The 20,314-nt window shown below is 62.0% G+C and carries 21 protein-coding genes, 2 tRNA genes and 1 pseudogene; 14 read left to right on the top strand and 10 right to left on the bottom strand.

Features of this window, described 5'->3' with window-relative positions; all coding sequences use genetic code 11:
* Nucleotide 1: 1 nt before the first annotated feature.
* Nucleotides 2–769 carry an ABC transporter ATP-binding protein gene (locus RYZ20_RS04635; RefSeq protein WP_317670810.1) on the top strand — a complete coding sequence of 256 codons (768 nt, stop codon included), beginning with the start codon at nucleotides 2–4 and terminating at the stop codon, nucleotides 767–769.
* 648 nt (nucleotides 770–1,417) lie between these two features.
* On the opposite strand, the gene RYZ20_RS04640 is transcribed toward RYZ20_RS04635, so the two are convergent.
* Nucleotides 1,418–1,507: transfer RNA gene (locus tag RYZ20_RS04640), tRNA-Ser, on the bottom strand.
* A gap of 248 nt (nucleotides 1,508–1,755) precedes the next feature.
* On the opposite strand from RYZ20_RS04640, the gene RYZ20_RS04645 reads away from it, so the two are divergent.
* From RYZ20_RS04645 to RYZ20_RS04675, 7 genes are read left to right on the top strand one after another with little or no spacing between them, the layout of a single operon-like run.
* The gene (locus RYZ20_RS04645; RefSeq protein ID WP_317670812.1) at nucleotides 1,756–2,628 is read left to right on the top strand and encodes an SPOR domain-containing protein; all 873 of its coding nucleotides are present in this window, start codon (nucleotides 1,756–1,758) and stop codon (nucleotides 2,626–2,628) included.
* Between the two features lie 19 nt (nucleotides 2,629–2,647).
* On the top strand, nucleotides 2,648–3,814 hold the full coding sequence (locus RYZ20_RS04650; RefSeq protein ID WP_317670814.1) for a D-alanyl-D-alanine carboxypeptidase family protein: 1,167 nt from the start codon (nucleotides 2,648–2,650) through the stop codon (nucleotides 3,812–3,814).
* A 4-nt stretch (nucleotides 3,815–3,818) separates the two neighbouring features.
* A complete protein-coding gene (tmk, locus tag RYZ20_RS04655) occupies nucleotides 3,819–4,430 on the top strand; it encodes a dTMP kinase (RefSeq protein ID WP_317670816.1) in 612 nt (203 codons plus the stop codon).
* Nucleotides 4,427–5,551, top strand: coding sequence for a DNA polymerase III subunit delta' (locus RYZ20_RS04660; protein WP_317670818.1), 1,125 nt, complete (start codon nucleotides 4,427–4,429; stop codon nucleotides 5,549–5,551). Before tmk ends, RYZ20_RS04660 begins: the two co-directional genes overlap by 4 nt.
* 15 nt (nucleotides 5,552–5,566) lie before the next feature.
* Entirely contained in the window at nucleotides 5,567–6,373 is an 807-nt protein-coding gene (locus tag RYZ20_RS04665) for a TatD family hydrolase (protein ID WP_317670820.1), read from the top strand.
* On the top strand, nucleotides 6,370–7,170 hold the full coding sequence (locus RYZ20_RS04670) for an MBL fold metallo-hydrolase (RefSeq protein ID WP_317670822.1): 801 nt from the start codon (nucleotides 6,370–6,372) through the stop codon (nucleotides 7,168–7,170). The genes RYZ20_RS04665 and RYZ20_RS04670 overlap by 4 nt, the downstream gene beginning before the upstream one ends.
* A complete protein-coding gene (locus tag RYZ20_RS04675) occupies nucleotides 7,167–8,114 on the top strand; it encodes an AEC family transporter (protein ID WP_317670824.1) in 948 nt (315 codons plus the stop codon). The genes RYZ20_RS04670 and RYZ20_RS04675 overlap by 4 nt, the downstream gene beginning before the upstream one ends.
* Nucleotides 8,115–8,120: 6 nt before the next feature.
* Here RYZ20_RS04675 and RYZ20_RS04680 read toward each other — a convergent pair whose 3' ends face one another.
* The 5 genes from RYZ20_RS04680 to RYZ20_RS04700 all read right to left on the bottom strand — a co-directional run bounded on the left by RYZ20_RS04680 (nucleotide 8,121) and on the right by RYZ20_RS04700 (nucleotide 13,208).
* Entirely contained in the window at nucleotides 8,121–8,513 is a 393-nt protein-coding gene (locus RYZ20_RS04680; RefSeq protein ID WP_317670825.1) for a VOC family protein, read from the bottom strand.
* 102 nt (nucleotides 8,514–8,615) lie between these two features.
* Nucleotides 8,616–9,575 carry an ABC transporter permease gene (locus tag RYZ20_RS04685; RefSeq protein WP_317670827.1) on the bottom strand — a complete coding sequence of 320 codons (960 nt, stop codon included), beginning with the start codon at nucleotides 9,573–9,575 and terminating at the stop codon, nucleotides 8,616–8,618.
* A gap of 11 nt (nucleotides 9,576–9,586) precedes the next feature.
* Nucleotides 9,587–10,837 carry an ABC transporter permease gene (locus tag RYZ20_RS04690; protein WP_317670829.1) on the bottom strand — a complete coding sequence of 417 codons (1,251 nt, stop codon included), beginning with the start codon at nucleotides 10,835–10,837 and terminating at the stop codon, nucleotides 9,587–9,589.
* Nucleotides 10,838–10,936: 99 nt separating this feature from the next.
* Nucleotides 10,937–12,010 carry an ABC transporter substrate-binding protein gene (locus tag RYZ20_RS04695; RefSeq protein WP_317670831.1) on the bottom strand — a complete coding sequence of 358 codons (1,074 nt, stop codon included), beginning with the start codon at nucleotides 12,008–12,010 and terminating at the stop codon, nucleotides 10,937–10,939.
* Between the two features lie 94 nt (nucleotides 12,011–12,104).
* On the bottom strand, nucleotides 12,105–13,208 hold the full coding sequence (locus tag RYZ20_RS04700; protein WP_317670833.1) for an ABC transporter ATP-binding protein: 1,104 nt from the start codon (nucleotides 13,206–13,208) through the stop codon (nucleotides 12,105–12,107).
* A 55-nt stretch (nucleotides 13,209–13,263) separates the two neighbouring features.
* On the opposite strand from RYZ20_RS04700, the gene RYZ20_RS04705 reads away from it, so the two are divergent.
* Nucleotides 13,264–13,488, top strand: a complete 225-nt coding sequence (locus RYZ20_RS04705; protein ID WP_317670835.1) for a hypothetical protein — start codon at nucleotides 13,264–13,266, stop codon at nucleotides 13,486–13,488.
* 88 nt (nucleotides 13,489–13,576) lie between these two features.
* On the opposite strand, the gene RYZ20_RS04710 is transcribed toward RYZ20_RS04705, so the two are convergent.
* Nucleotides 13,577–13,663 (bottom strand) — tRNA-Leu (locus RYZ20_RS04710).
* Between the two features lie 210 nt (nucleotides 13,664–13,873).
* On the opposite strand from RYZ20_RS04710, the pseudogene lipB reads away from it, so the two are divergent.
* From lipB to ctaD, 3 genes and pseudogenes are all read left to right on the top strand, one after another.
* Nucleotides 13,874–14,542: pseudogene (gene lipB / locus RYZ20_RS04715) on the top strand (lipoyl(octanoyl) transferase LipB); the annotation flags it as partial.
* Between the two features lie 135 nt (nucleotides 14,543–14,677).
* On the top strand, nucleotides 14,678–15,091 hold the full coding sequence (locus RYZ20_RS04720) for a c-type cytochrome (RefSeq protein WP_317670837.1): 414 nt from the start codon (nucleotides 14,678–14,680) through the stop codon (nucleotides 15,089–15,091).
* Between the two features lie 215 nt (nucleotides 15,092–15,306).
* The gene (ctaD, locus tag RYZ20_RS04725; RefSeq protein WP_317670839.1) at nucleotides 15,307–16,980 is read left to right on the top strand and encodes a cytochrome c oxidase subunit I; all 1,674 of its coding nucleotides are present in this window, start codon (nucleotides 15,307–15,309) and stop codon (nucleotides 16,978–16,980) included.
* A gap of 57 nt (nucleotides 16,981–17,037) precedes the next feature.
* Here the strand turns inward: ctaD and RYZ20_RS04730 are convergent, their stop codons facing one another.
* Nucleotides 17,038–17,397, bottom strand: coding sequence for a hypothetical protein (locus tag RYZ20_RS04730; protein WP_317670841.1), 360 nt, complete (start codon nucleotides 17,395–17,397; stop codon nucleotides 17,038–17,040).
* 142 nt (nucleotides 17,398–17,539) lie between these two features.
* Here RYZ20_RS04730 and RYZ20_RS04735 point away from each other — a divergent pair, with 142 nt between their 5' ends.
* The gene (locus RYZ20_RS04735; RefSeq protein ID WP_317670843.1) at nucleotides 17,540–18,067 is read left to right on the top strand and encodes a DUF2244 domain-containing protein; all 528 of its coding nucleotides are present in this window, start codon (nucleotides 17,540–17,542) and stop codon (nucleotides 18,065–18,067) included.
* Here RYZ20_RS04735 and RYZ20_RS04740 read toward each other — a convergent pair.
* Nucleotides 18,040–18,372, bottom strand: a complete 333-nt coding sequence (locus RYZ20_RS04740) for a hypothetical protein (RefSeq protein WP_317670845.1) — start codon at nucleotides 18,370–18,372, stop codon at nucleotides 18,040–18,042. The genes RYZ20_RS04735 and RYZ20_RS04740 overlap by 28 nt on opposite strands.
* Nucleotides 18,373–18,413: 41 nt before the next feature.
* Nucleotides 18,414–18,872 carry a GatB/YqeY domain-containing protein gene (locus tag RYZ20_RS04745; RefSeq protein ID WP_317670847.1) on the bottom strand — a complete coding sequence of 153 codons (459 nt, stop codon included), beginning with the start codon at nucleotides 18,870–18,872 and terminating at the stop codon, nucleotides 18,414–18,416.
* A 167-nt stretch (nucleotides 18,873–19,039) separates the two neighbouring features.
* Here RYZ20_RS04745 and carA point away from each other — a divergent pair, with 167 nt between their 5' ends.
* Nucleotides 19,040–20,206 (top strand): glutamine-hydrolyzing carbamoyl-phosphate synthase small subunit, encoded by a 1,167-nt coding sequence (gene carA, locus RYZ20_RS04750; RefSeq protein WP_317670849.1) that lies wholly within the window; start codon nucleotides 19,040–19,042, stop codon nucleotides 20,204–20,206.
* Nucleotides 20,207–20,314 lie beyond the last annotated feature (108 nt).

Consider the following 20,314-nt stretch of genomic DNA (forward strand, 5'->3'; position numbering starts at 1 on the left):
GATGAACGCGGCTATCGAAATCACGCTGCCTGCGCTGCATCGGGGTCGGGCGCGGGTGCTGGCCCCTTGCCGACTGCACCTTGCGGCTGGCGAGGTGGTGACGCTGATCGGCCCCAACGGAGCAGGCAAATCCACGCTTTTGCAGGCAATTGCGGGGCTTTCCCCCGAACCCGTCCGGCTCACGCTTGGTGGGCGGGCGGTGGCGCGGGGCGAGGTGGGCTTCTTGCCGCAGGCCTTTGCGGTGCGCGCCGCGCTCAGCGTGCTCGACTGCGTCCTGTTGGGGCGGCGCGAGGCGCTTGGCATGCGCGTGCCGCCGCTTCTGATTGCCGAGGCCGAGGCACTGCTGCACCGCCTTGGCCTGTCCGAACTGGCCGACCGCGCGATGCACGACCTCTCGGGCGGGCAGCAGCAGCGCGTTCTGATCGCGCAGCGCCTGTTCCGCCGCCCGAAGCTTTTGTTGCTCGACGAACCGACCTCGGCGCTCGATCTGCACCATCAGCTTGAGGCGATGGCACTCCTGCGCGCCCATGCGGCGGCGACATGCGCCCCCGTTTTGGCGGCCCTGCACGACCTGAGCCTTGCGGCGCGCTATGCCGACCGGGTGCTGGTGCTGGCGGAGGGCCGGATCGAGGCCGATGGCCCGCCCGAGGCGGTTTTGACCCCTGACCGCCTTTCCCGCCACTGGCGCATCGCCCCCGAAATCCTGCGCGCGCGCGACGACAAGCCGGTGATCGTGCCGCATCTGCCCGCCTGCGCCCCCTCGGGCTGAGGCGAACGGCGGCACCGCCGGTTCGACCCGCGCAAGTCCTGCCCTTGCAGGCGGCTGCTCCCTGTGCGCAAACACAAGCTCGCTCTACCGCGAGGCGGTCCAGACGCTGCTTCGCAACCTACCGGACACCGGAACCGTCTACCTGATGACCTACACCGGGGCCGAGTTCGTCGCCCTGTTCGACAAGGCGGTGACCAAGCGCTTGGACGGGGCGGACCCGGATGACGCCTTGGTTGTGGTCAACCGTGGCGTGTCTGCATGAGGTGCTCGACGCCGTTCTTCTCGGACGATGTGGTCAAAGTGAGGATGAGCGACGAGTGCAAGTTGCCCCCGCGTAGGCAGAGACGAACCCCATAACCTCGTGATTGGAGTGGCGTCACGGGGAGCGGTCTCGCCAGCCGCAGGCCCTTCAGGAAACCGACGGACCCTAAACCATCGGAACCAGCCGACGGCAGTAACTCCTTTCTGCCTGCATCGGTAAAGCGGCCCGGGTGCATGTGAAGCGGGCCGCTTTCGCGACTATGCTACAAATGCGCTACAAGCTAACCGCGCGGACCGATTCCCGCCCCCCCCGAGAAGCCTGCATGTAGCGAGCTTGTAGCAGGGTAGCGGTGGGAGGCGCGGCCTGTCGCTAAGTGGCTTTTTTATTGGCGGAAGCGGTGGGATTCGAACCCACGGTGGAGTCTCCCCCACGCTGGTTTTCAAGACCAGAGCCTTAAACCACTCGGCCACACTTCCATTGTCTGGCGCATCAAGGCAAAACCTGCCTGACCTTCGCGCTTTCGACGCCTCGTCGCTAAACCAGTTCACGCGATTCTGAAAGCCTTTCGCGCAGCATTTCGCCTCCTTGGCAGAGCGGGCGCTTTCCTTGTTTGTCCGCACGCGGTAATACTGGTGCAATTCGGTTGCGTTCGATTGTCGGGGATCGAGGCGAACCAGGCAAGGCTGACAAGATGCGGGGCGCAGCCCGCGCGGGAAGGGGCACAATGACCGGGCAGACTATTGTGAATAACAAAGGGGCGCGTTTCGGCCTGTGGGCCGCTCTCGCCGCGACGACATTTGCCTTGGCAGGGTGTCAGGAAGGGCAGCCGCTGGCCTTCCTGAAAGCCAAACCCGCAAGCGACAGCGCCGAGCCAGCGCCCGGTCAGGTCATCGAAAAAGACGTCGAGGCGCCGCAGGTGTTTTCCGCCAATGAGGATGGGCTTTGGGACGGGCGTCCCTCGCTTGGCGGCGTTTGGGTGGCACATCCGAGCGCCAAAGACCCCGAGCGGGTGATGATCCGCAACGAGGCAAACGGCCAGTCGGTGATCGGTGCGCTGTTCCGCCGCGAGCACGACAATCCGGGGCCGAAATTGCAGGTTTCCTCTGACGCGGCCGAGGCGATCGGCCTTCTGGCAGGTGCGCCGACAAAATTGTCCGTCGTGGCGTTGCGGCGCGAGACGATCGAAATCCCACCGCCTGAACCCGCCCCTCTGGTGGAAGACCCCAAAATCGCCACCGCCGCTGAGATCGAGACGAAACCCATTGATAAGGTTGTGAAATCCGCAGAAGCCGCGCTGGACAAGGCCGAGAAGGCCGCGCCTGCGCCAACCGTCACCAGCACGCCTACAGCACCGATTGCCACCAAAGGCAAAATGTTCGTGCAGCTTGGTATCTTCTCGATTGAAAGCAACGCTACCGGCGTTGTCGAGAAGATGGCGAAGGAAGGCATCATCGCGACGATCCGCAAGGGCCAGAGCGGCGACAAAACCTTCTGGCGTGTGCTGGCAGGTCCGGCGGCCTCGGCCAGCGACCGCACAGCACTTCTGAAGAAGGTGCGCTCGCTTGGCTATGCCGATGCCTACACCGTCTCGAACTAAGGAAAGCCCCGACAAGACAATGCCCCTGATCCTGCGCCTCATCGCCCTTTTCGCCCTGACCCTGCTGACCGCCCTGCCAGCCCGCGCTTTTGAAACACGCGCCACGGCTGCCTGGGTCTATGACCTGACCTCGCACACGGTTTTGCTGGAAAAGAACGCCGATATTCCGCTGCCCCCCGCTTCGATGTCGAAGCTGATGACGATCAACCTGCTGTTCGAGGCACTGGAAGAAGGCCGTGTCACCCCCTCGACGACTTTCGCCGTGTCGCCGCGCGCGCAGGCGATGGGTGGCTCGACGATGTTCCTGAATACCTCGGACCGGCCTTCGGTGGACGAGCTGTTGCACGGGATCATCGTGAATTCGGGCAATGACGCCTGCGTCGTGGTGGCCGAGGGGCTGGCTGGGTCCGAAGACGCCTTTGCCCGCATGATGACCGACCGCGCCCGCGCGCTTGGCATGAATAACTCGATGTTCGCCAATGCCTCGGGCTGGCCGCATCCGGGGCAGCGCATGTCGATGCATGATCTGGGTATTCTGGCCGCGCGCCTGATCGGAAAATTCCCGCAATATTATCCGATCTTCGCGACCCAGACCTTCAACTACAAGGACCGCGCGCCCGCGAACTCGCAAAACCGCAACCCGCTGTTGAAGATCAAGGCGGCGGACTGGTTCGCGGACGGGCTGAAAACCGGCCACACCGAAGAGGCGGGCTACGGCCTTGTCGGGTCGGCGGTGATGGGAGATCGACGGATTATCTTTGTTATTTCGGGACTTGGCTCCGAGGCTGAGCGCGCGCAAGAGGCCGAAGCGATTGCCAACTGGGCCTTTCGCCAGTTCGTTCTGAAGGATTTTGCCAAGGCTGGCACTCGTCTGGCCGAGGCGCCGATCTGGCTTGGCCAGGCACAAACTGTGGGGCTGATCCCGGCCGAGGATATTCGCCTGCTGATACCTGCCGCCGCGCAATATGACGTGAAGGCCGAGGTCGTGCTGAACGCCCCCCTGCCCGCGCCGATTGCCAAAGGCGACACCGCGGGCGATCTGATCTTGCATATCCCCGGGTTTGACGAGGCCAAACGCATCCCGCTGATTGCCGAGGCCGATGTCGCCAAGGGCGGCTTCATGATCCGCGTCAAGGCTGCTGCGCGGCGCCTGTTCAAGCAAGCTCTTATCGCGGCAGGCGTCTAAAGAAATGTTCATCAGCTTCGAGGGCATCGACGGGTCGGGCAAATCCACACAAGCCCGTATACTGGCCGAGGCACTGCGCGCCGAGGGGCACGACGTTGTGCTCACGCGCGAGCCGGGTGGCTCGGCCGGGGCCGAGGAAATCCGCCGTCTGGTGCTTGAGGGCGATCCCGACCGCTGGTCCGCCGAAACCGAGCTGTTGCTGTTTACCGCCGCGCGCCGCGACCATCTGGAGCGGCTGATTGAGCCTTCTCTCGCCGCCGGAAAAATCGTGATCTGCGACCGTTTCGCGGATTCGACGCGCATGTATCAGGGGCTGTCGCGCGGGGATCTGCGCGGCACTGTAGATGCTCTGCACAAGATGATGATCGGGCGCGAGCCTGATCTGACTTTCCTCGTCGATATAGACGCCACGACTGGCCTGTCGCGCGCCAAGGGCCGCCAGGGCACCGAAGAGCGGTTCGAGGATTTCGGCGTCGAACTGCAACAGAAGATGCGCGCGGGCTTTCTGGCTCTGGCGCAGGAATTCGCCGCCCGCTTCCGCGTGATTGAGGGCGACCGTGCGACCGACACCATCGCTGCCGACATTCTGGCCCGAACCAAGGCGGCCCTTGCATGAGCGAGGCCGACCTCCTTCCTGATCCGACCCGCATCGAAGGCGCCCCCCATCCACGCGATACCGCCCGCCTTTTGGGCCAGCCCCGCGCCGAGGCCGACTTTCTGGACGCGTTCAACACAGGCCGGATGCACCACGCATGGATGCTGACCGGCCCGCAAGGTGTGGGCAAGGCCACGCTTGCATGGCGGATCGCGCGGTTTTTGCTGACGCGCCCCAAGGATGACGGCGGCCTTTTCGGCGCGCCCGAGCCGCCAAAAACCCTTGATACCGACCCCGAGCATCCGGTCTGCCGCCGCATCCATGCGGGATCGGAAAGCACGGTTTTCGTGCTTAAGCGCGGGCCGAACGACAAAGGCAATGCGCTCTCGCAGGACATCCGCGTGAACGAGGTGCGCAAGCTCAACAACTTTCTGCATCTGTCCGCTGCCGAGGGCGGGCGGCGCGTGGTGATTGTGGACGCGGCCGACGATATGAACACGCAGGCGGCGAATGCGCTTCTGAAACTGCTCGAAGAGCCGCCCCCCGCCGTGACCTTCCTGATGATCACCCATCAGCCCGCGCGGCTTTTGCCGACCATCCGTTCGCGCTGCCGCGAGTTGCGGCTGCAAACGCTGATGCCCGAGGATATGGCCGAAGCCTTGGCACAGGCCGAAGATGGCGCCCCGCTTGAGGTCAACACGCTGGCGCTTTCGGCGCTCTCGGGCGGGTCCGTTGGCGAGGCAATCCGCCTGATCAACCTTGACGGGCTGGACAGTTACACGCGGCTGGTGACAATTATGTCGTCCCTGCCCCGCCTTGACCGTCTGGGCGCGATTGCGCTGGCCGATAGCATCGCAGGCAAGGCGAACGAGGCGCGCTATGAGCTGACGCTGCATCTGATCGACCTGTTTCTGGCCCGACTTGCGCGCGCGGGCGTATCCGGCCCGCCCCAGCCCGAGGCCGCCGAGGGCGAGGCCCGCCTGCTGGCCCGCCTCAGCCCCGATGCGAACGCGGCGATGAAATGGGCACGCCTGCACCAGTCTTTAGGCGCAACCGCACGCCACGGACGGGCGGTCAACCTTGACCCTGCCGCTTTGGTCATGGATATGGTTCTTGAGATCACGGCGGCAGCCTCCGCCTGAGCCAAGGACGACGCGATGACCGACCTCCCGCAGATTGTTGACAGCCACTGCCACCTCGACTTCCCCGATTTCGAGGGCGAACTCCCCGAGGTGATCGCACGCGCCAAAGCGGCGGGCGTCACCCGCATGGTCACGATTTGCACGCGCTTGCGCAACGAACCCGCTGTGCGCGCCATCGCCGAGACCTACCCGGAGGTATTCTACGCCGCCGGCACCCACCCGATGAGCGCCGCCGAAGAGCCGCTTGCCACACTTGACGAACTGATCACCCTCGCCGCGCATCCGAAATTCGTGGGCATCGGTGAGACGGGGCTGGATTACCACTACACCGCAGACAGCGCCGAGGTGCAGCAGGTCTCGCTGCGGGTCCATGTCGAGGCCGCGCAGGAAACCGGCCTGCCGCTGATTATCCACTCGCGCGCCGCCGATGCGGACATGGCCCAAATCCTGACCGAAGGCATGAAGGCCAAACCCTTCTCCTGCGTCATGCATTGCTATTCTTCCGGGCCGGAACTGGCGCGGCAGATGCTTGACCTTGGCTTCTACCTGTCGATGTCGGGGATCGCGACTTTCCCCCGCTCGCAAGATGTGCGCGATATTTTTGCCGCCGCGCCTTTGGACCGCATCCTGCTGGAAACCGACAGCCCCTATCTGGCCCCCCCGCCCCATCGGGGGCGGCGCAACGAGCCCGCCTATACCGCGCTCACCGCGAAAACCGGCGCCGAGGTTTACGGGATTTCAGTCGCAGAATTCGCGCAGGCCACGACCGCGAATTTCGACCGCCTCTTCGCCAAAGCCGCCAGCTATGAGGCCGCATCATGAGCAAACTCCGCTTCACCATTCTGGGCTGCGGATCGTCGGGCGGTGTGCCGCGCATCGGGGGCCACTGGGGCGAATGCGACCCGACCAACCCGAAGAACCGCCGCCGCCGTTGCTCGATGCTGGTTGAACGCATTGGCGCGCAGGGCACAACCCGCGTCCTGATCGACACCTCGCCGGACCTGCGCGAGCAACTCCTCAGCACCGGCATCGGTGAGCTGGACGCGGTGGTCTTCACCCATTCGCACGCCGACCATGTGCATGGGCTTGATGACCTGCGCCAGATCGTCTTCAACATGCGCCGCCGCCTGCCCGTCTATGCCGACAGCGATACGCAAGAGGCGCTTCTGAACCGCTTTGGCTATGCCTTCATCCAGCCGCCGGATTCAAACTACCCGCCGATCTGCGACCTGCTGTCGATCCGTGGCGCTTTCGAGATTTCGGGCGCGGGCGGCGCGATTGCGTTCCAGCCGATCGAGGTAATCCACGGCAATATCGACGCGCTTGGCTTCCGCATGGGGCCGTTGGCCTATATCCCCGACGTCAATATCATCCCCGAGCCGGGCTGGACCCATCTGGACGGGCTGGAGTGCTTTGTGATCGACGCGCTGCGCCGCACCCCCCACCCGACGCATGCCCATCTGGAGCTGACGCTGGAATGGATCACGCGCTGCGCGCCCAAAACGGCGGTGCTGACGAATATGCATATCGACCTCGACTATAATGATCTCGACGCCGAGACCCCCGATCACATCACCCCCGCTTTCGACGGGATGGTGCTGGAGTTTGACGCTCCGTGACCGCGCTGATCGACGTTATCCTTCCGGTCTTTTTGGTTATCGGCTTCGGCTATCTGGTCAGCTGGCGCGGGATGTTTTCAGAGGCCGCCGTCGACGGGCTGATGCGGTTCGCGCAGAACTTCGCGGTGCCGGTGCTGCTGGCGCGCTCGATCGCGCGGCTTGACCTTGGGGCGAGCTATGACATCGGGCTGATGACCAGCTTTTACACCGGCGCGCTGGTCTCCTTTGCCATCGGGATCGCAGGGGCGCGGTTTCTGGGCCGCACCGGTCCCGAAAGCGTCGCCATAGGCTTTGCCTGTCTCTTTTCGAACTCGCTCCTTCTGGGGGTGCCGATCACCGAGCGCGCCTATGGCGCCGAGGCGCTGTCGGGCAACTTCGCGATCATCTCGGTCCACTCGCCCTTCCTTTATACCGTCGGCATTCTGGTGATGGAGGCCGTGCGCTCGCATGGCACGGGCGCGGGACTGGGGCGCGTGGGCATGAACGCGCTTTTGGGGGTGCTGCGCACGCCGCTGGTTCTGGGGATCATGGCGGGGTTTGCGATCCAGATCTTTCAGGGCACGACGGGGCTGAGCCTGCCCGCGCCGATCTGGGATGCGATGGATATGATGGCGCGCGCGGCCCTGCCTGCGGCCCTGTTCGGGCTGGGGGGCGTGCTTTACCGCTATCGCCCCGAGGGCGACGCCAAAGCGATTACGATGGTCACCGTGCTCTCGCTCGCGCTGCATCCGGCGATCACCTATACGCTTGGCCGCTTCGGCTTTGGCCTTGATACGGCGGCGCTGCGCTCTGCGGTGCTGACAGCGGCAATGGCCCCCGGGGTCAACGCCTATCTCTTTGCCAACCTTTACGGAGTGGGCCGCCGCGTCGCGGCCTCGGCCGTGCTGATCGCAACCGCCACCTCGATCCTGAGCATCTGGGGCTGGCTCGCGATTTTGCCCTAAGGCAGATCAGTCACGGGCAATCTCATTTGCGATCTCGATCAGGTTGCCATCCGGATCACGGATATAGACCGACAGGATCGGCCCCGTTGCACCGGTTCTGCGCACCGGCCCCTCTTCGATCACCACACCCGCTGCCTGCAAGTGACGGGTGATGCGATCCAGCGGCACTGACGAAATCAGGCACAGGTCGGCGGAACCGGGCATCGGGCGCGCGGCCTTCGGCTCGAACTCTTGTCCGGCTTGATGCAGGTTGATTTTCTGCCGACCGAAGGCAAGCGCCTTCCGCCCCTGCCCGAAGGTTACAAGCTGAAACCCGAGGATTTCGCAGTAAAACGCGCAGGCACGGTCGATATCGGCCACGGTCAGAACAAGATGGTCAAGGCGCTCGATTCCAAGCATCGGTTTCGCTTTCGTTAGGCAACGGGCAGGTTACACAGCATCGGCTTTTTGCCAAAGAAAAAGGGGGCCAAAGCCCCCTTTTCAGTTGCGGTGCTGCCCGTATTAGCTCGGGCTCATGCCGCGCAGACGCTCGGAGCGGCGGCGCAACAATTCGACGGTGGTCAGAAGCGCAATCGAGATGATCACGAGGATCGTCGCCACGGCCAGAATAGCGGGGCTGATCTGCTCGCGGATACCGTTCCACATCTGGCGCGGGATCGTCTGCTGGGTGTGGTCCGCGATGAACAGAACCGCGACAACTTCGTCAAACGAAGTGACAAAGGCGAACAGTCCACCCGAGATCACCCCCGGCAGGATCAGCGGCATCTGCACCTTGAAGAAGGTGGTGCGCGGGTTGGCGCCAAGGCTCGCGGAGGCACGGACCAGCGACTGGTCGAAACCAAACAGGGTGGCCGTCACAGTGATGATCACGAAGGGAATGCCCAGGGCCGCGTGCGCAAGGATGATCCCCGGATAGGAGCCCGCCAGACGTCCCCATTCCAGATGCAAACCGTTCTCGAAGCTCGGGACCGGAACCCACTGGCCCGAGTAGAAGAAGAACATCCCCGTCGCTGAAATGATGATCGGCACGATCATGGGCGAAATCAGAACCGCCATGATCTGCTTGCGATAGGGCATCTCGGGGCGGGTCAGACCAAGCGCCGCGATGGTGCCAAGCGATGCGGACAGGATGGTCGAGAAGAAACCGATGATGATCGAGTTCTTCGCAACATGCATCCAGGTCGCGTTGTGCCAGAAGTCCGACCAGAAGGCCGCGCCGCGTTCGCCCTCGGGGGTTTGCATCCCGAAGGTGATCAGCGTGTCATACCAGCGCATCGAATAGCCCTCGGGGTCGAAGGAGAGCATCTTCTCGGTGAAGGTAAAGTAAGGTTCCGCGTTGAACGAGAGCGGCATCACAATCAGGATCGGCGCGATCAGGAAGGTAAAGATCAGCGCGCAGATCACGAGATAGGAGTAATGCCAGACGCGCTCGAGCGGGCTTGCGTAGGTAGGAAGTGCCATGTCTCTCTCCGTTACCCGAGCTTCATTTTGTCAATGCCGACCAGCTTGTCGTAGATCCAGAAGAAGACCAGAACGACGGCCAGAAGTTGCGAGGCAAGTGCGGCAGCCAGCGACCAGTTGAGCGACTTCTGCATGTGGAAGGCGATCATGTTCGAGATCATCTGGCCATCGGCGCCACCGACAAGAGCGGGGGTGATGTAGTAGCCCATCGCGAGGATGAAGACCAAAAGCCCGCCTGCCCCGATCCCCGGAAGGGTCTGCGGCAGGTAGACGCGGCGGAACGCGGTCCACGAGGTCGCGCCAAGGCTGCGCGCGGCGCGCACATAGCTCGGCGGGATCGTCTTCATCACCGAATAGAGCGGCAGAATGGTGAAGGGCAGCAGGATATGCGTCATCGCGACGATCGTGCCGGTCTCGTTATAGATCATCTGCAACCGGCCCTCTTCGTCGATGATACCGGCCCAGACCATCAGGTCATTCAGCACACCCTGGCTTTGCAAGAGCACCATCCACGCGGTCGTGCGCACCAGAAGCGAGGTCCAGAAGGGAAGCAGAACAAGGATCATCAGCAGCATCGCCTTGCGCATCGGCAGCGTCGCCAGAAGATGCGCAATCGGGAAGCCGAGGAGCAAGCAGATCGCGGTGATTTCCAGCGACATAATGAGCGTGCGCGACATCAGCTTTTTATAGATCGCCTGACCTTCCGGCACCGTGGTGATCGAGCCATCGTCATCGCGGGTAAAGTCGTTCGCCGCCAGATAGAAGTCGATGGTATAGGGGCTGGACGCCGAGCGCATCGCGCGCCAGATCGCCGGATCGGCCCATTTCGCATCCAGATCAATCAGCGCTTCTTTATAGGGGGCCGACAGTTTTTTCGCCGACCGCGCCGAGCCTGTGAACAGCGAGCGCGTCCCCGCGATGTCGTAGTTGATCCGCGTCCCCGCCTCGCCCGCGGTTTTTTTATCACGCATCAGCACAAGGTCCGAGGCGAGCGCCGCATAAGCGCTTTCGTCCAGCGCAGAACCGGCGGGATTGGCATCGAACCACTCCACCAGCGCGGGGGCGTTTTTCGAGAATGTGTCATTATGGATCGACTTGAACAACATCTGCCCGATGGGCACGATGAAGCTGATCAGAATGAACAGAAAGAGCGGCGCAACCAGCATGAGTGCGCGGCGACGGCGCACCGCGAGCGAGGCCGCAAGTGCGGCCTTGAGTGGCTTGCCATCGGCAGTGGTAAGAATGGTCGTTGCGTCGGTCATCCGGTTCCTCGCAGATACAATTTTCCTGTCCACGGGCTAAACCCGCGGCTGCAAGAAAATACGGGAGGCACGAATGCGCCTCCCGCATGTTGTGTTACATTAGCTGGCGAGCCAGGCGTTGAAACGCTCGTTCAGTTCGACGTCGTGGTCAGCCCAGAAGGTCGGATCGGTCCAGATCGGGTTGATCAGGTTGTCCGGGTTGGTCGGCATGTAGGGTGCCATCTGGGTCTTGCCGTCCTGATAGAGGCCAACAAGCGAGGACGACGACTTACGGGCCGGACCATACGAGATGTATTTAGCCTGGTCAGCAAGACGCTGGGTGTCGGTCGAGAACGCGAGGAACTTCATCGCGTCTTCCAGGTGCGGTGCGCCCTTCGGAATGGCCCAGAGGTCATAGTCCATGTAGGCACCTTCCCAGATCGAGCCGAACGGCTTGCCTTCGCCGACTTCAGCCGCGAAGAAACGGCCGTTGTAGCCGGTGGTCATCACGACTTCGCCATCTGCAAGCAGTTGCGGCGGCTGTGCGCCAGCTTCCCACCACACGACCGAGTCCTTGATGGTGTCAAGCTTGGCCAGTGCGCGCTCGACGCCCTCGGGGGTGCCCAGAACGGTGTAGATGTCTTCCGAACCGACGCCGTCAGCAACCAGTGCCATTTCCAGCGAACGCTTGGCCGACTTCAGCAGGCCGCGCTTGCCCGGGAACTTCTCGAGGTCGAAGAAGTCCGCAAGGGTTTTCGGCTCGTTGCCTTCGAACTTGGTCTTGTCATAGGCAATGTTGGTTGCCCAGACGATGTTCGCAACGGCGCAATCCTGAATGGCGCCCGGAACGAAGTCTTCGGCAGCCGGGGTGCCATCGGGAGCGGCCGGCAGCATGGCCGGGTCGATCTCTTGCAGCAGGCCTTCGTCGCACAGACGGATGGCGTCCGACAGCTCGATGTCAGCAAGGTCGATCGAGACGTTGCCGGCTTCAACCTGCGCCTTGAGGGGGGTTGCCGGGTTGTCAGCGTCGATCGAGTTGATCTTGACGCCGGTCATTTCGGTGAAGGGCTTGTGATAAGCCTCGACCTGGCTGACGGTATAGGCACCGCCCCAGGACACGATGTTCAGCTCTTGCGCCGAGGCTGCAAAGCCCGTTGCCACAAGAGCCGTGGTGAGGATCATGGTCTTTTTCATTAGGAGACTCCCAGTTGTTATTAGTGCTGACTTTACGTCTGTTGGCCGCGTGTGAGGCGGCAAGGAAGGCGGGTTGCCCCGCCAGCCTATTCCTTTACTGCGGATCGAGGGCGCGGGCGTCCTGCGGATGCCAGCCGATACGGATTTTCTCGCCCGCGGACAGTTTGGTCTGCCCAAGCGTATTCCGCGATTTCATCACGAACTCGTCCGAACCTGCAACACGCATACGCGTGCGGAAAATGTCGCCCATGTAGATCACTTCGAGCACTTCGGCGTCGATCATATGGGCGCCCGGAGGCATCATCTCGGGCTTGAACTCGACACGCTCGGGGCGGATCGACACAAGCGTCTTTTGCCCTTTTTCGTGCACATTGACCGGCGTCGCGTCGATGATCTCGCCTGTTGCCAGACGCACCGTGCAGCTATCGCCGTCAAGCGTTTCGATAACACCCGGCAGTTTGTTGTTCTCGCCGATGAACTGCGCCACAAAGCTGTTTTGCGGGCGCTCATAAAGCTCGTCCGGCGGCGCAAGCTGCTGGATGCGACCATCGTTGAACACGGCCACGCGGTCCGACATGGTCAGCGCCTCGCCCTGATCGTGGGTCACATAAACCACGGTAATGCCAAGCGATTCATGCAGGTGTTTGATCTCGAACTGCATATGTTCGCGCAGCTGTTTATCAAGCGCGCCAAGCGGTTCGTCCATCAGCACCAGAGACGGGTCGAACACCAGTGCACGCGCCAGGGCGATACGCTGTTGCTGGCCACCCGAAAGCTGGGCCGGACGACGGTTGGCGAAAGCCCCCATCTGCACCATATCAAGCGCACGCTTGACCTTGGCCTCGCGCTCGGACTTGCCCATCCCGCGCACTTCCAGCGGGAACGCAAGGTTCTCGCCCACCGTCATATGCGGGAAGAGGGCATAGTTCTGGAACACCATCCCGATGCCGCGCTTGTGGGGCGGCGTGTGATTGATATTCTGCCCGTCGAGCAGAATTTCACCGTGTGTTGCAGTCTCAAACCCCGCCAGCATCATCAGGCAGGTCGTTTTGCCGGAACCGGACGGGCCGAGCATCGTCAGAAACTCGCCTTTGCCGATTGATAGGTTGAGGTCTTTCACAACAAGCGTTTCGCCGTCGTAGCTTTTTTGCACGCGGTCAAATACGACGAATCCATCGCCGCTGGCTTCAGTTGTCAAATTCGGGCTCCCTGTCGTTTATCGTTCATTAGTTCCCGCCCGATGAATAAAACAAGTGAGCGGCTATGTTGCAACCGACTTTTTGCCGTTGGGGAAAGATTTAAAAGATTGCCCTGAAATCCACTTTTTCTGCGGTCGTATCGCGCAAACAAAAGGTCGCATTCAGCCAACCTGCGCAAGATTTTTGCGTCAACTCGCGATCTGCGGAAATTTCTCGTCCGTTTTTCAGGCAGTATGGAAAGGCCCGACCTGTCGAAAAGGACAGGTGCCGCCCGAGTGAGTCGTTCCGCCCGGCCGCGGTCGCAGCGGAAGGGCTGAAAACGAAAAGCTCCCTTGCGGGAGCTTTTTCGTCATCCTCAGCGGGATGATGGTGCGGTCGAGAAGACTCGAACTTCCACGGGAGTTACCCCACAGCGACCTCAACGCTGCGCGTCTACCAATTCCGCCACGACCGCACTGTCTTGGCTTGGTAGCGGGCTTTTAGCCAAAGGCCGCCGCGATGAAAAGAGGAATTTCGGGGCATTCGCGAAAAAAAATCGGCGCGTCGAGCGGGTATGCATCGGCGCCTTGAAAACAAGGGCTGCGCGCGATGACAGGCGCGTTTGCGCCCCGCCCGCCCCGCGCATCAATCCGCTGGAGGCGCCCGCAATCTTTGCGTAGACTCCTCGCAACAGAACGGAGGCCACATGGTCGAGTGGATATATTCGGACGCGCCCGTCCCCTATGACGCAGCACTGGCATTCATGGAGGCGCGCGTCGCCGCTATATATAAAGGCGAGGCAGACGAGGCGATCTGGCTGCTGGAGCACCCTCCTTTATATACCGCCGGCACCTCGGCCAAACGCGAGGATCTGGTCGACCCCGACCGCTTTCCTGTGTTCAATGCAGGTCGCGGCGGGCAATACACCTATCACGGGCCGGGCCAGCGCGTTGCCTATGTCATGCTTGATTTGAACAAACGCGGGCGCGACGTGCGCGCCTTTGTCCAAAAGCTGGAAAACTGGGTGATTGCCGCGCTGGCCGAGTTCAACGTCACCGGTGAAATCCGCGAGGGCCGCGTCGGCGTCTGGGTCACACGCCCCGACAAGCCCCCTGCCCTCGACGGCGCGCTGCGCGAGGACAAAATCGCCGCCATCGGCGTGAAGCTGCGCAAATGGGTCAGTTTCCACGGCATCTCGATCAACGTCGAACCGGACCTGGGCCACTTTGACGGAATCGTCCCTTGCGGCATCCGCGAGCACGGCGTCACCAGCCTTGTCGATCTGGGCCTGCCGGTCACAATGGACGATCTGGACGCCGCGTTGCGACTAAAGTTCGATCAAATCTTTGCCTGATGGGGAAATTTTCCCGATCTTCCCCCGTGACGCGACCTTTTGCCCCGTGGTAGAACCCCTCCATGCGCCCTATCTGCGCACCTTCAGGGCCCTGACCGAGGGAGAGGGGTCGAGACCTAACATGAGGAAGACGCGATGAAGACCAGCCTGATTGCCACGCTCGCTGTCGTTGCCCTTGCCGTTCCGGCATTTGCAGGTGACGCCGAGAAAGGCGAGAAAGAATTCAAGAAGTGCAAAGCCTGCCACATGATCCAGGCAGAAGACGGCACCGATATCGTCAAGGGCGGCAAGACCGGCCCGAACCTCTATGGCATCGTCGGCAAGCCGGCCGCGCATCAGGAAGGCTTCAAATACAAGGAATCGATCGTCGAGTTCGCCGGCGCGAACCCCGATTTCGTCTGGACCGAAGAAGAGCTGGCCGTCTATATGACCGACCCCTCCGCATGGCTTGAGGCCAAGCTGGGCGCGAAAGCCAAGTCGGGCATGACTCACAAGCAGAAAAAAGACCAGGAAGACATCGCGGCCTATCTGGCCTCTGTCACCCAATAAGTCTTTGCCATCCGGCAAGAGATGTGATCCGCAAAGGGCGCCCCGAACGGGCGCCCTTTCGCATTGCAGGCCCGCCATCAGGCCCGTGCGGCATCTGGGTGTGACATTTTTTCGCACTCCATCCTTGCCCGATAAAAAAATGCGCCTTAGAACTGCACTTAGGCAGGTTCGGGAAGGGAGAGCCCGGACATTCTGCACTTATAAGGGAGACACACATGGCGGACGCAGCCGTTCACGGCCATGGCGAACATGACAATCGCGGGTTCTTCACCCGCTGGTTCATGTCCACCAACCACAAAGATATCGGGATTCTCTATCTCTTCACCGCAGGTATTGTCGGGCTTATTTCGGTGATTTTCACCGTCTACATGCGCCTCGAACTGATGGACCCCGGCGTGCAGTATATGTGCGCGGAAGGCGCCCGCTTTATCGCGGACAGCTCGCAGGAATGCACCCCCAACGGGCACCTCTGGAACGTGATGATCACCTATCACGGCGTTCTGATGATGTTCTTCGTGGTGATTCCCGCGCTCTTCGGGGGGTTTGGCAACTATTTCATGCCGTTGCATATCGGCGCGCCGGATATGGCCTTCCCGCGGATGAACAACCTCAGCTACTGGCTCTATGTGGCTGGTGTCGCGCTTGGTGTGGCCTCGCTGCTGGCACCGGGCGGCAATGGCCAGCTTGGCTCGGGCGTGGGCTGGGTGCTTTACCCGCCGCTCTCGACCGCAGAGCAAGGCTATTCGATGGATCTGGCGATCTTTGCCGTGCACGTCTCGGGCGCAAGCTCGATCCTCGGCTCGATCAACATGATCACCACCTTCCTGAACATGCGCGCTCCGGGCATGACGCTGCACAAGGTTCCGCTGTTCGGCTGGTCGATCTTTGTCACCTCGTGGCTGATCCTGCTGTCGCTGCCGGTTCTGGCGGGCGCGATCACGATGCTTCTGATGGACCGTAACTTCGGCACCACCTTCTTCCAGCCGGAAGGCGGCGGTGATCCGATCCTCTATCAGCACATTCTGTGGTTCTTTGGGCACCCCGAGGTCTACATCATCATCCTGCCGGGCTTTGGCATTATCTCGCATGTCATCGCGACCTTCTCGCGCAAGCCCGTCTTCGGCTACCTGCCGATGGTCTATGCGATGGTGGCGATCGGGGTTCTGGGATTCGTCGTCTGGGCGCACCATATGTATACGGTGGGCATGTCGCTGACGCAGCAGAGCTACTTTATGCTGGCGACGATGGTGATCGCAGTGCCCACAGGCGTTAAGGTCTTCTCGTGGATCGCGACCATGTGGGGCGGCTCGATCGAGTTCAAGACGCCGATGCTTTGGGCCTTCGGCTTCCTGTTCCTGTTCACCGTGGGCGGCGTGACCGGCGTGGTTCTGTCGCAAGCCCCGCTCGACCGCGTCTATCACGACACCTATTACGTCGTGGCGCACTTCCACTATGTGATGTCGCTTGGCGCAGTCTTCGCGATCTTTGCGGGCGTCTATTTCTGGATCGGCAAGATGTCGGGCCGGCAATACCCCGAATGGGCGGGCAAGCTGCACTTCTGGATGATGTTCATTGGCTCGAACATGATCTTCTTCCCGCAGCACTTCCTTGGCCGTCAGGGGATGCCGCGCCGCTATATCGACTACCCCGAGGCCTTCGCCTACTGGAACAAGATCTCGTCCTATGGCGCCTTCATCTCGTTCGCGTCGTTCGTCTTCTTCATCGGCATCGTGTTCTACACGCTGACCCGCGGCAAGCGCGTCACCGAAAAGAACTACTGGAACGAATATGCCGATACGCTGGAGTGGACGCTGCCCTCGCCGCCGCCCGAGCACACGTTCGAGCAGCTGCCCAAGCGTGAGGACTGGGATCACTCCCACGCCCACTAAGGCAAGAAATCGAAACGGCCCCGGAGCGATCCGGGGCCGTTTTTCGTTGCGTGCTATTCAGGCTTTGGCAATCACCCGCCGCGCAACCAGCGCCAGCCCGCCCCAAACCAGCGTGCGCGCAGAAAGCGCCCAAAGCGTGCGGGTCATATACGCGCCGCCTTGCGAAATCCACCAAACCAGCCCCAGAGCAACGATCAGGCTGGCCCCGAACATTACCACCGTCAGAAGCCTGGCAAAGTTTCGACCGGCCCAAAGTCCCCATCCGACCGCCACAAACCCGAAGCCCGAAGCAAAGTTAAAGATCAGGACGAAGGGCACGGGCGTTCCGAAATCGACCGTCCCCGTCAGCGCCGATCCACCGACAACCAGCGTCATCACGCCGAAGATGCCCGCGAATACTGCTGAAATTTTCCGCATTTTTCTGACTGGTTGCATGGCCTGTCCCTCCGGCAAAACCGGAGTCTGCCCGATCCGCCGATAAATCACCATGCGACACCCTCGCCAGCCTTGCCCGAGCACGGTCCGCGGGCTTACGCTGGACCTGCGAACGGGGGAGGACATGCCTTATCAATGGACTGACGGAGAGGCCGGAGAACTCCGGCTGGAGCTTTGGCCGTATCGCTCGCTGCCAAAGCGGGGCTTCGTGCTGTTTATCGGCGCGACGATAGCCCTTCTCGCCCTGCCGCTGTTTGCGGTGCTCGGCTCGGTGATCCTCTGGGCGCTGTTGCCGTTTCTGGCGATTGCGGTTGGCGCGATCTGGTGGGCGCTGGCATATAGCTATCGCACGGGCGAGGTGCTGGAGGTTCTGACGCTCACCCCCGAGACGGTCACTCTCAGCCAGTTCCGCACCGATCCCGACAAGGCGGGACACTGGCAGGCCAACACACATTGGGTGCGCCCCGAGCTGATCGCGCAGGGCGGGCCCGTGCCGGATTATCTGGTGCTGCATGGCGGGCCGCGCGTGGTCGAGCTTGGCGCCTTCCTCACGCCCGCCGAAAGGAGCGCAGTTTACACGGAACTCAGCGATAATCTGATGATCGCGCGCGTGACGCAGGCCGATCAGCCGCCCGACAGCGGGATGCAGTGATACCCCGCCTCGATCCGTTCGGCGGTCTTCTGCGCCCAAAGCTCGGTCCGAGCATCCAGCAGCCGCGTTATTGCGCGCGGAGACTTGCCGCTATCCAGCCCCTCTAGCAAAATCTTTGCGCGCTGATCCTCGAACTCTGCCAAAGCGACCTCAAAGGCGCGATGCGCGGCCTTGCCGCGGGCTTGAATGGAATCCGGAGGCTCCGCCTCGGCACAGGCGTATCGGAACGCGCCGTCCCCCGTGGTTGACGCGAAGGCCACCACCTCGCGGTCGGGATAGGGATTCGCACCGAATCCCCCGCCCATGCATCCGGCCAGCGCCAGAGCCGGCACTGGCCAGAGCCATCTCACGCCAGCTTGTCTTTGATCATCGGACCGACCGCGCCGAAATCCATCTGGCCGGTGTATTTCGCCTTCAACTCGCCCATCACGCGGCCCATGTCGCGGATCGAGCTGGCGCCGACCTTGGCAATCGCTGCCGCCACGGCCTCGGTCACTTCTTCCGCCGACAGCTGGCGTGGCAGGAACTCCTCGATCACGCCAACCTCGGAAAGCTCTTTCTCGGCCAGTTCCAGCCGCCCGCCCTCTTCATAGGCGCGCGCCGATTCCTGACGCTGCTTTACCATCTTCCCCAGAATCGCAAGGATGTCGCTATCGGCCAGCTCGCCGCCGCCATCCTCGCCCCGCAGCGCAATCTCGCGGTCCTTGATGGCCGCATTGATCAGCCGCAGCGTCGACAGCCGCGCCTGTTCTTTCGAACGCATCGCGTCTTTCAGTGCCAGCGCAATCTTGTCTTTCATTCCCATCGGCAAAGCCCTTTTCCGTGTAAGCCGCCAAAATACCCCGAAGCACGCTTTGGCGCAATGATGCTAACATATTGATTTCATTCAATATCAATAAAAAGACGAACCCCCTTGACCGCGCAGGCGCACGCGCCTAGTTTCCCACGGATTTTGCCCCGGGGGAACACGCCATGCCTGCACGCCAGACCGCATCCGAGAAACCCACAGCGCTTATCGCGCTTGCCGACGGGCAATTGTTCTATGGCAAGGGTTTCGGCGCTACCGGAGAGACGGTGGCCGAGCTTGTCTTCAACACTGCCATGACCGGTTATCAGGAAATCATGACCGACCCGTCTTACGCGGGCCAGATCGTGACATTCACCTTCCCGCATGTCGGCAACGTCGGCGTGAACCCCGAAGATGACGAAACCAGCGATCCGGTTGCCGCCGGTATGGTCGTCAAATGGGACCCGACCGAGCCGTCGAACTGGCGCGCGAGCGAAGACCTTGTTAGCTGGCTGGCCAAGCGCGGCCGGATTTGCGTTGGCGGTGTCGACACCCGCCGCCTGACCCGTGCGATCCGCCAACAGGGCGCGCCGCATGTCGCCATCGCGCATAACCCGAATGGCGAGTTCGACATCGAGGCACTGGTCAAAAAGGCGCGCGACTGGCAGGGGCTTGTCGGGCTTGATCTGGCGAAAGACGTGACCTGCGCGCAGTCCTACCAGTGGAATGAAATGCGTTGGGCCTGGCCCGAGGGTTACAAGGCGCGCGAAGGCGAAGGCTTCAAGGTCGTCGCGCTTGATTTCGGCGCCAAGCGCAACATCTTGCGCTGCCTGGCCTCGGCTGGCTGCGATGTGACGGTTCTGCCCGCAACCGCGACCGCCGAAGAAGTGCTCGCGCACAATCCCGATGGCGTGTTCCTGTCGAACGGCCCCGGAGACCCGGCTGCGACCGGCGAATATGCCGTGCCGATGATCCGTGACGTGCTGAAGACCGAACTGCCCGTCTTCGGGATCTGCCTTGGCCACCAGATGCTTGCCCTCGCGCTTGGCGCGAAGACGATCAAGATGAACCACGGCCACCACGGCGCGAACCACCCAGTGAAAGACAAAGAGACCGGCAAGGTCGAGATCACCTCGATGAACCACGGGTTCGCGGTTGATGCGCAATCGCTGCCCGAAGGCGTGATCGAGACGCACGTCTCGCTGTTCGACGGCTCGAACTGTGGCATCCGCATCGAGGGGCGTCCGGTGTTCTCGGTGCAATACCACCCCGAGGCAAGCCCCGGTCCGCAGGATAGCTATTACCTGTTCGAGCGTTTCGCCGAGGCCATGCGCGCGCGCAAATCCGCCTGAGATCAGCAGGCAGACAGTCTCTGCCTGCAACGATCTGAATTTTTGGCCGATCCGGTGATCTATTAACCCTCTGTTAACGGATCTTGCTCAACTCTGAACACAACCAAG

Source organism: Pseudothioclava alba (genome assembly GCF_033100795.1).
Classification (GTDB): domain Bacteria; phylum Pseudomonadota; class Alphaproteobacteria; order Rhodobacterales; family Rhodobacteraceae; genus Pseudothioclava.

Coding starts and splice junctions, on each gene's coding strand:
- RYZ20_RS04635 (WP_317670810.1), top strand. CDS start 2: ATGAACGCGGCTATCGAAATCACGCTGCCTGCGCTGCATCGGGGTCGG.
- RYZ20_RS04645 (WP_317670812.1), top strand. CDS start 1,756: ATGACCGGGCAGACTATTGTGAATAACAAAGGGGCGCGTTTCGGCCTG.
- RYZ20_RS04650 (WP_317670814.1), top strand. CDS start 2,648: ATGCCCCTGATCCTGCGCCTCATCGCCCTTTTCGCCCTGACCCTGCTG.
- tmk (WP_317670816.1), top strand. CDS start 3,819: ATGTTCATCAGCTTCGAGGGCATCGACGGGTCGGGCAAATCCACACAA.
- RYZ20_RS04660 (WP_317670818.1), top strand. CDS start 4,427: ATGAGCGAGGCCGACCTCCTTCCTGATCCGACCCGCATCGAAGGCGCC.
- RYZ20_RS04665 (WP_317670820.1), top strand. CDS start 5,567: ATGACCGACCTCCCGCAGATTGTTGACAGCCACTGCCACCTCGACTTC.
- RYZ20_RS04670 (WP_317670822.1), top strand. CDS start 6,370: ATGAGCAAACTCCGCTTCACCATTCTGGGCTGCGGATCGTCGGGCGGT.
- RYZ20_RS04680 (WP_317670825.1), bottom strand. CDS start 8,513: ATGCTTGGAATCGAGCGCCTTGACCATCTTGTTCTGACCGTGGCCGAT.
- RYZ20_RS04685 (WP_317670827.1), bottom strand. CDS start 9,575: ATGGCACTTCCTACCTACGCAAGCCCGCTCGAGCGCGTCTGGCATTAC.
- RYZ20_RS04690 (WP_317670829.1), bottom strand. CDS start 10,837: ATGACCGACGCAACGACCATTCTTACCACTGCCGATGGCAAGCCACTC.
- RYZ20_RS04695 (WP_317670831.1), bottom strand. CDS start 12,010: ATGAAAAAGACCATGATCCTCACCACGGCTCTTGTGGCAACGGGCTTT.
- RYZ20_RS04720 (WP_317670837.1), top strand. CDS start 14,678: ATGAAGACCAGCCTGATTGCCACGCTCGCTGTCGTTGCCCTTGCCGTT.
- ctaD (WP_317670839.1), top strand. CDS start 15,307: ATGGCGGACGCAGCCGTTCACGGCCATGGCGAACATGACAATCGCGGG.
- RYZ20_RS04730 (WP_317670841.1), bottom strand. CDS start 17,397: ATGCGGAAAATTTCAGCAGTATTCGCGGGCATCTTCGGCGTGATGACG.
- RYZ20_RS04735 (WP_317670843.1), top strand. CDS start 17,540: ATGCCTTATCAATGGACTGACGGAGAGGCCGGAGAACTCCGGCTGGAG.
- RYZ20_RS04740 (WP_317670845.1), bottom strand. CDS start 18,372: ATGGGCGGGGGATTCGGTGCGAATCCCTATCCCGACCGCGAGGTGGTG.
- RYZ20_RS04745 (WP_317670847.1), bottom strand. CDS start 18,872: ATGGGAATGAAAGACAAGATTGCGCTGGCACTGAAAGACGCGATGCGT.
- carA (WP_317670849.1), top strand. CDS start 19,040: ATGCCTGCACGCCAGACCGCATCCGAGAAACCCACAGCGCTTATCGCG.